This is a genomic window from Neobacillus drentensis, assembly GCF_036965245.1.
Lineage (GTDB): Bacteria > Bacillota > Bacilli > Bacillales > Cytobacillaceae > Neobacillus > Neobacillus drentensis_G.
Genome location: NZ_JBALPG010000005.1, coordinates 10,609 through 23,970, shown reverse-complemented (window position 1 = coordinate 23,970; position 13,362 = coordinate 10,609). Strand labels below are relative to the sequence as shown.

Sequence of the window (13,362 nt, the reverse complement as noted above, 5' to 3'; positions counted from 1 at the left end):
GATAACTTAAAGTAACTGGGTGCGTTAGTTCAAGATTAGTAGCGGCAGCTTTTTCTTGTTCTAAAATCACATAAAAAAGAGCATTGAATTGACCATCAATGCTCTTTTTTTTACTATTCCGTAATTCTGATGATTGGGTCTTGGTCGTGAAATGCGATACACACAGCTATTGAACTCTCAGCGGAGAGTCCTTTATAAGCCTGAGTGAATGATGTTACTGTTCTTGTTACTAAGAAAATGGTTGAACCAATTGCTGCATCATTACTATCAAATCCGTCCAATTCATAAATGTCACCGAACGATTCTAAACTAGGACCTTCAAAGTCATCAGTCCAATCACTTGCCCAGTCATCATCTTCGTCTTCTAAGGGACTATATTCCTCGCAGATAAAAAATGCACTATCCCATTTATTATCTAAATCGTATTCAAAGTAAATTGCTTTGGCTCTTTGTTCTTGAGCGATTTTTATAGATTCTTTCAGTCCTGTTTTTAACTCATATACATATTCATTTAAATCTATTTGCTTAATTTTATTGGCTCTTTCATTTCCAGCTAGTTCGGAGCAAATATTAAAATACTTCTCTTGAATTTCTTCAAGATTTTTTTCTCTCAAATCTACCTGTAATTCATCTAAATACTCAAAAATGTTCATTTCTTTACCTCCCATTAGGGTTATATCCAGATAGATTATATCATTTATTTGGAAAACATCATTATAATTTCCTATTATTAGAAGGTGTTAATTTTTCTCCATCTGAAGTTTTATTAAAGATAAATCGCATAATTTTATCATTGGACTGTCTTTTGATTATTTAATTTTTAGTATTCTCTCCCACAGGAGAAGAGTTCTTTTATAGGATTGATGCAACCATTTCTCTAAGTAAGATTGTGAAGAAATATACTTAAACTAATGGGCAGTTTAGTTCAATAAAAAAGTATTTCAAATATTGTCTTAAAAAGGTAATATTGAATTAAACTAAAGTAATCAGCTGCCATTTTTGGCGGCTTTTTTAATTAATAGCTAATTGCTTATCTGAAATTTTTTTAATGAAAAATCTCAAAATAGAACCTATAAAAAATACGAATCGTCTAATTACTAAAAAACAATGATTGTGAGGAGAAAAATGATTGATAAGGTAGATGACTCTAAATCAGAACCCCTAAATTATTTAAATCGAGAAGAAAAGCTTAAATGGTTAATGAAAAAGTATGGCAATGATGTTATTAAAATTGCTTATACTTATTTGAAACAAAAACAACTAGCCGAAGATGTGGCACAAGATGTTTTTATAAAGTGCTACGAGAAAATGGAGTCCTTTAGAAATGAATCATCTTATAAAACGTGGCTTATACGAATTACTGTAAACAGATGTAAAGATGTTTTAAAGAGCTGGTCTTTTAAAAATTTGTATTTTACTGACTTTTTTAAGCCAAAACAGACCTATTCTTCTCTGGAAAATCAATTTTTTGGCGGCGAGGAAAATGAATTAATTTCAAAACAAGTAATAGAGCTACCAGTGAAATTAAGAGAAGTAATTATCTTATTTTATTATCAGGAGTTTTCAATAGAAGAAATATCGGATTTGCTAAAGATTAATCCTAATACGGTTAAAACTAGATTGCATCGGGGACGCATTAAACTTAAAGAATCATTTGAAGGAGCGTGGGCAATTAGTGGAAAATAAATTGGATAAATTAAAAGAAAAAATGGATGAAACAATTTTAAGAGATGTGTACTTTGATGATAAGCAGTATCAACGAGTGCTGAACTCAATTAATAAATCTAAATTCCAAAAGCAGCCATCTTCACTGAGGAACAAGTTTAATTTTCTGCTCAGCATTTCAGTAGTTTCTATAATGTTTTTAGGTATTACATATTTTGTTGGAACACAGCTTCACTTTTTCGATGGAATACAAGGGAAACGAGCAAGTGACTCAAAGGGGGTTATACCAGAAGCCCCAAATAAAGACACAAATGCGGAAGATGAATATATACCACCAAAGCAAGAAGAAAATTATAATGAAATGACTAAAGAAGAGATACTGACCAAAATGATTAATACCGTAGACAATTTTGAAACAGCTATTGGAGAATACAAAATACACTACAACAATATTCCAAGTGATTCTGTAGTAGAATATTCTATTAGTTTGAAAAATAAACCAGGAGGATTCGGTAAAAGGACTGATTCGGTAAAAGGTAAAGATGAGGTCGCTTTCCAATATTATACAGGTGGTTCAGTATGGACATTATCTGAACAAACAAAAACCTATATGGAATCGAAATATTTAGAAGAAGGTAGCCCAGGAACACCATTAAAAATAGAGGATGCATTTTCAGTTCATAGTGATGGGAACAATTTAACTAATTATAGAGAGAGACCTCCAATTGGTGTAGCAAATGAAACATTATTTCCTTATGAAATTGCTTCCAACTATACAAGAGACTTAAATTCTTGGAACATTGAAAAACAAAATGAAGAACTATTAGGACATAATACACTTGTTATTAAAGGGAATATAAACCGAAGAGATTTCCAATCTTTCCGTTTTTGGGTGGATAAGGATACAGGAATCTTGGTTAAGTATGAAACGTATAATTCGGCTGGAGACGTTGTTGATTATTTATATCCTACGAAACTTGAAATAAACGTTCCTATTGACAATAAAAAATTCACACCAAATTTAGATGGATATAAAAATTATGATCTGTCACGGCAAGAACAACCTCGTATAACAACTGGTAATATCGATGATTTAATCCCTGAAGAGATAAAGGGACAATGGGAAGAAGCAAAGAGAAAACCAAACGAAACAACTGTGCTCAAATTAAATGGAAATTGGTATATATATGTCAAAAAGGGATACCTTGTAAACTATATAGAAGCAAATGGTAATCAAGGTACACTATATCTAGCTAAAACCTCTGCTCAAAAATCACAGCATAATTTCCAAGCCTTTGCAGAGGGGTATAAAGTTGACTCTCTAAAGATTGTTTATGAATAAATTCTAAAAACTTGCCCAATTGAACGGGTGCAAGAGTTTAAGATTATGATCGCTGCGACGATCTTTTTTTGTTATTGAGCTAACGGGAGTTTAGTTGAACAATCGTCATTAGCTTTTTTTCAACAATCGGGCCAGATTGTTGAATAGGGTTTTACAAGAATAGCAAAATATCCTTCGATTAATAAGCCTTTGAGAGAAGCGGATGGTTAGCTGAACATGATACAATGAATTTGAAAGGCTTGTTTAAAAAATGAAGGATTTGCTAATTTAAGGAGGGAATGGAATGTTTAAATCAGTAAATGATTTCTTAAACGAATGGAAACAAGAAGCAGCTGTTACACAAAAAGTGCTAGATGTGCTGACGGATGAATCGTTGAATCAGGAAGTTTCTCCAGGATTATACAGCATTGGAAGCTTGGCTTGGCACATTACTGGAGCAGCATACTATTTTCCTTCACAGGTTGGATTAAAATTTGAGATTCCTGATCTTCAAAAAGAGGCACCGAAATCAGCTGCTGAAATCAGCGAGACCTACAAAACAGTAAGCCAGCGGTTAACACAAGCATTTTCTGAACAGGTTTCAGATGAAAAAATGGACAAAATGGTGAATTTATTTGGAATGGATATGCCAGTTCAAGCTGTTTTCCGTCTGCTAATTCAACATCAGGCTCATCATCGCGGACAATTGACTGTCCTTATGAGACAAGCTGACTTGAAAGTTCCTGGCGTATATGGTCCTAGCAAGGAAGAATGGGAAGCAATGAATGCTCAAAAGAGCTGATATCGTCATGATGCAAAAAAGCCGGCGCCTGCCGGTTTTTTGTACTATCAGAATTTATTTCATTGCTTAACTCAGTTTGCGCACTGAATCCATTTTTATATTCATTATAACAAAAATGATATTCAAGAATCGGGCGCAATTCCAGAGTAGAAATTGCGCTCTTTCTTCTTTTATAGGGTCATATTCTTGAACAACCGCTTCAAAGGAAATTGGATATATCTTAAAGTTTAGAAGAGAGTGTGAGGGTTTGTACCTAAACAACATTGCAGGATGGTTGAAAAAACTTTTTTAATGAAACTGAAGAATTTAGTAAAAAATTTACTGAGAAAGTATACAAAATGGGCAGAGAAAAGAAAGAGGCAAGCACCTTAAAAGTGCTTACCTATTAAAAGCTCATCCAGAGAAATGATTCTATGTTTTAACTCTTCATTCGAATCTAATACTGCTATAACAATTTGATTAGCTTCTGTTATGGTCGCATATCTGAAATGTTCATCCCCATTAAAGAGTAAACCTGGTACCAGTTTTGCCTCCATCTTCGCAAAGACGCTTTCTGTGTACTCAAGTGGTAGAAAATCATCTAATCCTTCTGTTGGTTCACCAACCCATTTAAACAAGAAATCTTTGATTGAAAATTGCTCAACCGTTGATAATTTTTTCTTAAATTTTAGCTTATCCACTGAAACTGTTCCCATCTTAATCACTCCTTAAGTAAGTAAAGTTTATACTTTCAGATTCTCAACATCAACTGCAGCACAGTAACAGAATGCTAACATTTTTATTACGAGCTAATATTAAATGGATGGTTTTAAGTTTTCGCTCGACTTTGCTTAATTGGATAGTGGTAATTGTTTCGAGTTTCACGTCCTTTAAATATCGAATAATTAACTGTGCTTGAAGTCGATAAGCCTTCAATGTTTGTTGTGAGAACCCTTCAATTCGTTTATCAGATTCATACGTTTCCCAGGCTTTTGATAATAACAAAATACATCTCTCCCTAAAAAATAAATTTCAGAGGAATTATTGACTAGAATATTGAATTTGAAACGGGACGACTTCTTCAACTATCGGGCAGTTAGTTGAAGAAGAAATTCATTTGAGCATTAATCCAGGAAGGATTAATGCTTTTTTAATTGAATATTAATTACTAAACAAATGAGCTAAAGGAGTAGTAGTACTTTATGCATTTTCAAGCAGAGATCGATAATCATGTAATAGAAGAAGTGAATGTAGATTTAGAATTTATAATAGATTTTTTAAAACAAATGAATCATGAAATTAGTTCTTTTTGTACGTTGTCTTACGATGATTATAATTATGTTCAATGTGCTGGTTCAATTGAGAAAATGACTATTGAATATAGAAAATCATCTGGTAATAGTTTCGAACATAGTGTTTTAGGAACTGAGAGTTCTGCAATAATTGATGCAACTATTAAGTATAGTGGCGGCGAGATAATATTGAAAAGCAATGAGATATTAAATCTTGACGATGCTATAGAAGTTTTTACAACTTTCTACAAAACCCAAAGTGTACTGGATAAATACAAAAAGAGGGACATAACAAGTATTTTTTAATTCGTTTCTAATAGAAGTTTGATTTTTATTAAAGGGCAGGTTAATTCAAGAAGGAAAGAGGAAATAAACTAGCGAATTATTAGGGAAAAAATTAAAAAAGTGGTTGGTGGGAATCTTGATTATAAGTGAAGAGATAAGAAAAATAATTGAAGGATGGAATCCATATGGTCTTGAAGATAGTATCTACGGTATAGAGTCCTTCGAAATATACAAGTGTATAAAAGGTTCAAATAACAGTAATAAATCTAACCCTGAAGAAATTGCATTTTATGTTCAAAAAGTATTAGAGGGTTACGCTGAGGGATGCAACAAAGAATTTAGTTTAGAGTATAATAAATGTTTGGTTATTGCCAAAAAAATAAATAAAGTAATTGAAAGTAACGCTAACGATATATAGATAAAGAATAAAACTGGTTGTTTGTGAAATTTTATACTTAAAGTAACGGGTGCTTTAATTTAATAATGAAATGTAACGACTGGTATCCAAACGGATGCAGAATCCTTGACAAAGTTTTTAAATGAAAGTCCGAGAGCGAATGCTTTCGGACTTTCAGACTTTTCCTTCAAGTATTTGCTTCCGGACTTGGACTGCCGTCAGTAATTTATAACCTCTTAACTTAGGAATCATTTTTTCGAGCAGCGCAACCGCCTCTTCCTTTTTCCCATCAAAAACGGCTTGATCAACTTCCAACATGTTTAAAAGGAACGTGTCATTTATCTTCTCTTTATATTGTTTGTTTGAATCGGTGTCCTCTTCCTGAATCGCGATATCCGACAAAGTGTACCACTTGGTCTTATGTCCACTCATTTTCGCAAGGAGATCTTTTGCTTTTCCGTATTCTTTCCGTTCCCTTAAGAGCATCAATTCGGAGCTTTGTTTCGCTTTTTTTGAGCGGATATTCCCCATCGCATGTTCCGCCACCGATAGGTCCTTATGAAGAAAATGGTACAGGAATTGCAAATGCGGTGCTTTTGATTTTTTTAGGTACGCCATCATCTTTTCGGGATCTTTTCCAAATACAAGCGGGTTTCGGATTAAAAAGAAAATAATCATGACAGCCAATACGCCATACATGATCCAAATCGGAACCTGGAAATATCCCATCACTAAAGCAAAAATAAAAACAAGCAACAAAAACCAAATCATAGCCATCCTCCGTCAACTGGTTTTATGCCTATTTTACCACATTGTTTTTAGGACCGCCGAGTTGAAAAGGGGACAACCTTTTACAGCGAACATATAAGGTAAACAAACGGATAGTTCAATAAAGACAAGATATAAAAGGCTAAATGTTCTTACTAGCTACTAGAAATGAAATGGGGAAACTTCAAAAGTTATCTGAATTTTGGGTAAGCCATCATTAGTAATCCTATTATTGAAGGTAACTTGCATTCAAGAATTTAGAGGAATTATTGCCTTCATTATAGAAATGAAAACATTGGTTATTGAACTATAGGGAGTTTAGTTGAATAACGCCAAGTGAAAAAATATGAATTAGAGAGCACTTTTTGTAGTGAAACAAGGTACAAGGATGACTGAGAAAAAACGAAAAAGTATTATTTAGGCCAGGTAAATACAGAAAAGACGGGGGAAAATAATATGGAACAGACAATTTATCTCATTAGACATGGAGAAACAGTCTTTAATACACAAGGAAGATATCAAGGGGAACTTGATTCGCCATTAACTCTTGATGGCATTGAGCAAGTTAGAAATATATCAAAATTATTAAAAGTTGTAATTGATAGACCTAATGAGTGGGAGATTATTTCGAGCCCATTAGGTAGGGCAATGCAAAGTACGGAAATTATTTGCGATATTTTGGGATTTGATTTAAACAAAATAACTACTGACAGTCGGTTAAAAGAAGTATCTGTAGGTTCCTGGGCTGGTCTGACCACAAAAGAAATTCAATCCTCATGGCCCGAATTAATTAAAAATACAGATAATTACAATTGGTACTTTAATTCACCTAACGGAGAGAGCTATGAATTAGTTGTACATAGAGTATCAGAGTGGTTTGAAAGTATAAGAGATAAAAAGAAAGTTATAGCTATATCGCACGGACTAACAGGTAGAATTATAAGAGGTGTTTACCAAAATCTACACAAGGATCATACATTAAAATTAGAGGTGTCTCAAAACACTTTCTTTAAATTGAATGATAATAATGTTGAAAGGTTTTGCTACGAATATGATGAATTCCTTTAATATGTAAAAAATAAGATAAGGCTGCCACTTTTGGTGGCTTTCTTCTTGTGCTAATTGGCAGGTTAGTTAAAGAAGGGATATGCAAAGAAGAATACCCCTAGATGTTATTTAATAACTATTTTCAATGAAATAAACCGTATAACAATTTACCAACCCAAAAAGCAAGTAAAATCCATATCAGAATGAATAGTACGGCAACAAACCAGTTTTTTGGTTTACCATTTTTCCTAATTTCTTCTGCCTTTTCTCTGTTTTCTTCAATAATGTAAGGTGGTATTAATTTTAGTGCCAGCGAAATGCCCAGCGGAACAATAATTAGGTCGTCGAGATAACCTAATACAGGAATGAAGTCAGGGATTAAATCAATAGGACTAAAAGCATAAGCAACTACACAAATAGCAACCAATTTTGCGTACCAAGGTACTCTATTATCTTTGTATGATAAATAAAGTACGAATAAATTATGTTTTAGTTTTCTCGCGTAGTTTTTTAATTTTGTTAAAGTATTTTCTTGTTCCATCTAACTCCCCCTTGTTAGTAATGATTATAAAGTAAAATAGGACAGAGTTGAATCAATTTTTGGGTTAGTGCTTGTTGAACTAACGGTGCTTATCTTTAAGAAGGATAAAGTACCTTTTTTATTGAACTAAAGAAGCAGTTTAATTCAATAAAAGTGTTAAGCTATATTAAGAAAAGAACCAATAAAATGGGAGGAATTTTAACGGCTATGAAAATCTCTAAGCTTAGTTTTTCTAAAGTAGAAAGAGAAGGTGATTATCCAGGAAAAATTGTTTACGCTAATTTTAATATTGATGGAAAATCAATGAAGGAAATGAGTAGCATTAGGGAATTTGATGTCGTTTCCTGTTTAGGTTGGGGACCAAAACCATTTCAAAATGAACAAATATTAAGGCTTCTTTTAGAAAAAGAATCAGATTTTATTTATAACAGAAATTCTCTTTATATTTGCCCTTGTACTGGTTTAGATTGTGGTGCAGTATCGTTAAGTATAAAAAAAGCGAACAATGGTATTATTGTTTGGGATAATTTTGCACTTGAATATGAAAATGGAATTGATAAATATTTCGATAATATTGGTCCATTTTATTTTGAATGGGAACAATATAAAAATGCAATAGAGAATACTCTCTTTCTAGGAGAACCAGACTACTTTCATTGAGACAAATGGAAATAGCGAGTGTTTTATATAAATAAGGGATTGTTTCTTCTTATTTAACTAATAGGGGTTTTAATAAAAATCTGAAGCTATATAACTGATTAGCAACCAGTCGTGATAATTTTTGATTATTGAAATTGATGGTTTTTTTCATCGAGGAGTTATGCTTTCGGGTAAAAAATGTTCCAGGGAACAGTTTAAGCAAAAATATCTGCAAGCAAAAGAATTAACATATGAGATCCAAGACTTTCCGAAAGTGTTTTGCAGGCTTTATAATTTTGAACAAATTCCTTATGACAACGATATAGAGGTGGAATTCATTATTGATACTGATACAGATAGAATATATTCACCTTCTTATTAAGCTACCGGGTGCTTTAGTTTCACAACAAATGGACTGTTACGGCAGCCTTTTCTTAAAAGCTAAGCATTGTAAATAGGAGAGACCTTTATGACATCTAAAAAAGTCGCGATTTCTTTATTTATTACTGTAATTCTTACTGTTGTTATTCGTGCTATACTTCGTGCCAATGATATTCACAATTTTTTTAGCGACAATTCAATTGGTGGATACTTATTATATTTGGTCATTTTTTTATTGTGTTACTTATTCTTTAAAAGGCGGTCTGATAAATAAGACTTGTATATTAGAAAAATCGATTTACTGATAGCTTTACTTGACAACAAATGGACTGTTTTTCGGCAGTCCCTTTTTCATAGTCGTTATTGAACTAAATGGCAGGATAGTTTAACAAGAGACTGGATTTATATGGTAAAATTTTATTAGGGAGTATAAAGGGAGCAATTGTCCCAGAAGGGTAGTCGTTTTTTTACTAACTGGATAGTGAAAAAAAGGGGGGGTTTTTGTTAAAAGTTCTACGTTATGTTTTATCAATAGTAACTTTTTTATTTGCTTCTTATGGACTAATTACGAAAAATTTTGAGTTTAACTATATTATGATATTTCTCTTAGGTCTTACAATGTTAATTATGGGGTTAGAGGAATTTCGAAAAGAGCGAAAAATGTATGGTTGGCTAATGGTTGTTGTTTTCCTATTTTCATTATTCGTAGCCATTCAAGGCTTTATATTGAACTAAAGGGTGCGATACTCCTATAAGAGTATCGCTTTCTTATTGGACTAAGAGAGCCTAAAAATTTAAAATGAAATAAATTAACTTAATCTTTTAATAAAGTGAAACTTTTAAAAACTGTATCTCGTTGTAGCTATAGAAAATTAAGGTGGTGAGTAAATGGCAAAAGAAAATACGGAAAATAATCATTTTACCAAAAATAATCAAGATGAATGGTTGGAAATAATAATGAGTGAGTATGGAGAACGATTAAATAGATTAGCGTTTAGTTACTTAAAGGATTGGGGCTTGGCACAAGATGTTGTCCAAGAAGTTTTTGTTACTTGTTATAACCAATATAATAAAGCATCTGAAGTACACTATTTCAAACCTTGGATTTATCGTATCACAATTAATCGCTGTAAAGATATGCTAAAAAGCTCATTTTTAAAAAGATACTATTTTAACAATAACTTACTCAAACACTTTATTAATAAGGATTTGTCTCCAGAAATGAGGTTGGTGTTGAAAAACGAAAAAGAAAAGCTTTCTCAAACAGTCCTCTCCTTGCCAGTAAAATATCGAGAAGTAATTATCTTTTTCTATTATGAAGAGATGACTATTACCGAAATTGCTGAACTTTTAGCCATTAATGAAAATACAGTAAAAACAAGATTAAAGAGGGGTCGGATATTGGTAAAAAAAATATTAGGTGGAAGTGAACTTTATGGAAGAACAATTGAGTAACCTTAAAAGAGCAATGGATGATACTGTATATAAGGGAAACCATTTTTTGGAAGAACATAAGGTGAAAATAAGAGGTACCATAAAGCATCCGCGTAAGAAAAACAGATTAGAGTGGTTTCCTAAGCTCTTAACGGTGACATTATTCATAGGCTGCATAATATTTATTACAGATATAACAAAAAAGAACATAAATTCCTCTGATAAACCATCACAATTAGAACAAAGAAATGGAACCAAAACAGAAGAACAAAGGAATAATGAAGATAACTGGGTGCAAAAGACAGCAATTAAAAAAGTTCTTGAGCAAGAGTTTACTGGTCCGAATGAGAAGTTAGTGGATCTATTATGGAATCCTAAATATAAGACTGTTGTGAATAATAAAGCAGAGAACCAAGAGTTAGATAAATATTTAGCAGAAGTATACGGACCTTACTTTGCAGATTTTTCTAGGATCGAGACCTTCATTGCAGCAGATGGTGGTACTAAATACCAAACTGGTGCCTACGATAATGGCTATAAGTTAAGTCTTAAGAATATCACGATTGAGCAAGAGAATATTTCATATCGTTATACCTTCATAGCAGAGGTCGGTTATCAGAAAAATGGAGATGAAGAAAAAACTGCAAGTGTAGAAGGTGAAGTCGTCTTTTCTACAAAGGAAAAGGAAGAAGGGAAAATCGTGGGATTTCAATACGTGAAAGACAACGGCTTATGGGATATTTTAAGAACCAGCAATTGAACAATTTAACATGTTAAACACAAAAAGGACCTAATTTGGTTCTTTTTTTATGATTGAAATAACAACAATATTGTTTAACATAGCCATTCCAAAAAAGAAGTTTGTGAAAAAATGTACTTAAACTAAAGGGTGCGATAGTTCAACAAGCTATGATCGATTTTAAGACTAAACATATATTTTCGTTATTCCATTAAAGGGCGCGATTGTGGAATAACATAGTTAGAAAATGATCAAACTTTTTTAAAAAATTCATTTTTATATCTGCTAAAGAAGAATCAATTTTGATCAATCTTTATTAAAATGGATTCTTTTTCATTCCATAAAAAGACAGGGTTGTTAGGTATTTTTAATCAGACTTTATTTCAAAGCAACACCAGAATTTCTCTTCGAAAGCTTTATTAAAAAAATATATTTCAAAAAAATCTGTGTCTCGCTTGATAATGTAACCAACCTGTTTAGTGATTTAAATATGCTTATGGGAAAGGAGAAATATTACTTAAGATGAACGGAAAAGTAACACATAAAAAAACTTGTAGAAGGGCAAGGATAAGACACTCTACAAGCTAAGAACTTCAGAACCGACTTCGTTTTCAGCAGATACCAATTTTGTTGCACAGGGAGACGAAGCTGTTCTAGTAACAGTTAAGGAACCATTTCCAGCAAGCAACTTATTAATTTTTAATAATTTTTTCTTTCACTTTATTAATTACCTTGACCCTCTCCTCGATATCTTTAGGATTAACTCTTTGTTCTGACCAAATTTTTAGGAGATTACCACTCTCAATATATTTCAAAGCTGTATCAAAAATATATTGAGAAGAACTACCTTGATCCAATAAAGCTTCGGCTATCAAAATAAAGAATGTCATTTCCAGTTCTTCTGACTTCCTTCTTCTATTTGAATAATAGTCTATTAAAAAGTGAGCACAATCTTCTAATCCATTGGTATTATTTAGTAAAAAGTCTTCTTTTAATTCTTTTCTTAAATTAAAAAATGAATAAAACTCTTCTTCAATAATTGTCACAATTTATTCAACTCCGTTTTCCATCCATGGGTTATACTTATTTTTATCATAATAAACTTCTTTCGGTGAAAAGGTTAACTACACCGCAGCATTCCAATCATCTCCTAACTGCCTAGCTAGTACTTCAAATATCTTATATTCTGAGTCTCTATCTCGTAAGAAAGCACCCGAACCGTCTATAACTCCTTCACCATTTACTACAATAAGAGTAATTGTAGGAATCTCAGGCGATAATACAAAATAATCTCTAATTGAAGGATCAAGCCTATTATAAACTTCAAGATTATTTATACCACTATGTGCCATAATAGTTTTTTGTTTCCCGTTTATATTTACTCCAGCTATACCCATATTTCCATCTGTTCTTAGTTTTGTATTAGGAAGTAAAGTTCTTACTCTTTCTGATTCCCTAAATAGTGTACCCCCTATTGAATCTGTTTTTTTCGTTATAGCCGGGGGTGCGTTAGTAGAACAAGAATTTCTATTTAGATTACAAGAAAAACGGTGTTTTTTTAATATTATTTAGTCTGCTATTTAGCTTACTTTTTTCGAGTTTTGTACTTCAAAACAGAACCCGTTAGTCGAGAGATGCCTTCTTATTTAAAAAAGAACTGAGTTTTTTAGTTTATCTAAGTTGGTTTTCTGTCTTAATTTAATTTTTTTCCATAAGCAGACAACCCTCGACTATTCTCCTCTATTTTCCCTTTCAAACAAACGATTAATTAAAATGGCTAGAATCCTTGATACTTACCCCTTTAGCCATCTTAATCCATGAAAAAGTTGTTGAAGGGTGCAATAATAGCTGGATAAAAATAGAGTCCGAGTTTCTCAGCAGGATTCTTTTTATTATCACTTTTTTTCACAAAAAGAGAGACTACAACTTCATAATTGCAGTCTCCCTTTTATCATTCAGTTTAACTATTCTAGATTATTTTACCCATACTCCACTACTATTAAAGTAGTATCGTTTTCCAGAAATCGTTACCCAGCCTGTTTGCATTACTCCATTCTTATCGAGGTAGTACC

19 protein-coding genes are annotated in these 13,362 nt (G+C 32.4%); 11 read left to right on the top strand and 8 right to left on the bottom strand.

Translation table 11 applies throughout. From position 1 onward, the window contains the following. Positions 1-113: 113 nt before the first annotated feature. Positions 114-653, bottom strand: coding sequence for a hypothetical protein (locus V7150_RS00955; protein WP_335512719.1), 540 nt, complete (start codon positions 651-653; stop codon positions 114-116). Positions 654-1,125: 472 nt separating this feature from the next. On the opposite strand from V7150_RS00955, the gene V7150_RS00950 reads away from it, so the two are divergent. The 3 genes from V7150_RS00950 (at position 1,126) to V7150_RS00940 (ending at position 3,788) form a co-directional block, all read left to right on the top strand. Then, complete coding sequence (locus tag V7150_RS00950; protein ID WP_335512717.1) at positions 1,126-1,686, top strand: sigma-70 family RNA polymerase sigma factor; 561 nt, start codon at positions 1,126-1,128, stop codon at positions 1,684-1,686. A 1-nt stretch (position 1,687) separates the two neighbouring features. Next, on the top strand, positions 1,688-3,007 hold the full coding sequence (locus V7150_RS00945) for a sigma-E factor regulatory protein RseB domain-containing protein (protein ID WP_335512715.1): 1,320 nt from the start codon (positions 1,688-1,690) through the stop codon (positions 3,005-3,007). Positions 3,008-3,290: 283 nt separating this feature from the next. Then, positions 3,291-3,788 carry a DinB family protein gene (locus V7150_RS00940; protein ID WP_335512713.1) on the top strand — a complete coding sequence of 166 codons (498 nt, stop codon included), beginning with the start codon at positions 3,291-3,293 and terminating at the stop codon, positions 3,786-3,788. A gap of 368 nt (positions 3,789-4,156) precedes the next feature. Here the strand turns inward: V7150_RS00940 and V7150_RS00935 are convergent, their stop codons facing one another. Both V7150_RS00935 and V7150_RS00930 read right to left on the bottom strand, forming a co-directional pair. Continuing rightward, a complete protein-coding gene (locus V7150_RS00935; RefSeq protein ID WP_335512711.1) occupies positions 4,157-4,483 on the bottom strand; it encodes a hypothetical protein in 327 nt (108 codons plus the stop codon). A 49-nt stretch (positions 4,484-4,532) separates the two neighbouring features. Beyond that, the gene (locus tag V7150_RS00930) at positions 4,533-4,772 is read right to left on the bottom strand and encodes a hypothetical protein (protein WP_335512709.1); all 240 of its coding nucleotides are present in this window, start codon (positions 4,770-4,772) and stop codon (positions 4,533-4,535) included. Between the two features lie 197 nt (positions 4,773-4,969). Here V7150_RS00930 and V7150_RS00925 point away from each other — a divergent pair, with 197 nt between their 5' ends. Then, positions 4,970-5,365 (top strand): hypothetical protein, encoded by a 396-nt coding sequence (locus V7150_RS00925; protein WP_335512707.1) that lies wholly within the window; start codon positions 4,970-4,972, stop codon positions 5,363-5,365. Positions 5,366-5,480: 115 nt separating this feature from the next. Then, entirely contained in the window at positions 5,481-5,762 is a 282-nt protein-coding gene (locus tag V7150_RS00920) for a hypothetical protein (RefSeq protein WP_335512705.1), read from the top strand. A 153-nt stretch (positions 5,763-5,915) separates the two neighbouring features. Here the strand turns inward: V7150_RS00920 and V7150_RS00915 are convergent, their stop codons facing one another. Then, the gene (locus V7150_RS00915; RefSeq protein ID WP_335512703.1) at positions 5,916-6,512 is read right to left on the bottom strand and encodes a hypothetical protein; all 597 of its coding nucleotides are present in this window, start codon (positions 6,510-6,512) and stop codon (positions 5,916-5,918) included. Between the two features lie 453 nt (positions 6,513-6,965). Between V7150_RS00915 and V7150_RS00910 the strand changes: the two genes are divergently transcribed. After that, positions 6,966-7,577 (top strand): histidine phosphatase family protein, encoded by a 612-nt coding sequence (locus V7150_RS00910; RefSeq protein WP_335512701.1) that lies wholly within the window; start codon positions 6,966-6,968, stop codon positions 7,575-7,577. Between the two features lie 121 nt (positions 7,578-7,698). On the opposite strand, the gene V7150_RS00905 is transcribed toward V7150_RS00910, so the two are convergent. Next, entirely contained in the window at positions 7,699-8,097 is a 399-nt protein-coding gene (locus tag V7150_RS00905; RefSeq protein ID WP_335512699.1) for a YkvA family protein, read from the bottom strand. A gap of 153 nt (positions 8,098-8,250) precedes the next feature. Between V7150_RS00905 and V7150_RS00900 the strand changes: the two genes are divergently transcribed. The 5 genes from V7150_RS00900 to V7150_RS00880 all read left to right on the top strand — a co-directional run bounded on the left by V7150_RS00900 (position 8,251) and on the right by V7150_RS00880 (position 11,311). Next, positions 8,251-8,757: a hypothetical protein gene (locus V7150_RS00900; protein WP_335512697.1), complete on the top strand. Its 507-nt coding sequence runs from the start codon at positions 8,251-8,253 to the stop codon at positions 8,755-8,757. Positions 8,758-8,878: 121 nt separating this feature from the next. Further along, the gene (locus V7150_RS00895; RefSeq protein ID WP_335512696.1) at positions 8,879-9,118 is read left to right on the top strand and encodes a hypothetical protein; all 240 of its coding nucleotides are present in this window, start codon (positions 8,879-8,881) and stop codon (positions 9,116-9,118) included. A 593-nt stretch (positions 9,119-9,711) separates the two neighbouring features. Then, a complete protein-coding gene (locus V7150_RS00890) occupies positions 9,712-9,852 on the top strand; it encodes a YczI family protein (protein WP_335512725.1) in 141 nt (46 codons plus the stop codon). 153 nt (positions 9,853-10,005) lie between these two features. Continuing rightward, positions 10,006-10,572 carry a sigma-70 family RNA polymerase sigma factor gene (locus V7150_RS00885; protein WP_335512694.1) on the top strand — a complete coding sequence of 189 codons (567 nt, stop codon included), beginning with the start codon at positions 10,006-10,008 and terminating at the stop codon, positions 10,570-10,572. Next, positions 10,553-11,311 carry a hypothetical protein gene (locus V7150_RS00880; RefSeq protein ID WP_335512691.1) on the top strand — a complete coding sequence of 253 codons (759 nt, stop codon included), beginning with the start codon at positions 10,553-10,555 and terminating at the stop codon, positions 11,309-11,311. The genes V7150_RS00885 and V7150_RS00880 overlap by 20 nt, the downstream gene beginning before the upstream one ends. Before the next feature lie 671 nt (positions 11,312-11,982). Here V7150_RS00880 and V7150_RS00875 read toward each other — a convergent pair. From V7150_RS00875 to V7150_RS26540, 3 genes are all read right to left on the bottom strand, one after another. Beyond that, entirely contained in the window at positions 11,983-12,336 is a 354-nt protein-coding gene (locus V7150_RS00875) for a hypothetical protein (RefSeq protein ID WP_335512689.1), read from the bottom strand. Between the two features lie 78 nt (positions 12,337-12,414). Further along, positions 12,415-12,765 (bottom strand): deaminase domain-containing protein, encoded by a 351-nt coding sequence (locus V7150_RS00870; RefSeq protein ID WP_335512723.1) that lies wholly within the window; start codon positions 12,763-12,765, stop codon positions 12,415-12,417. A 499-nt stretch (positions 12,766-13,264) separates the two neighbouring features. Beyond that, positions 13,265-13,336 carry a hypothetical protein gene (locus tag V7150_RS26540; protein ID WP_420490241.1) on the bottom strand — a complete coding sequence of 24 codons (72 nt, stop codon included), beginning with the start codon at positions 13,334-13,336 and terminating at the stop codon, positions 13,265-13,267. Positions 13,337-13,362 lie beyond the last annotated feature (26 nt).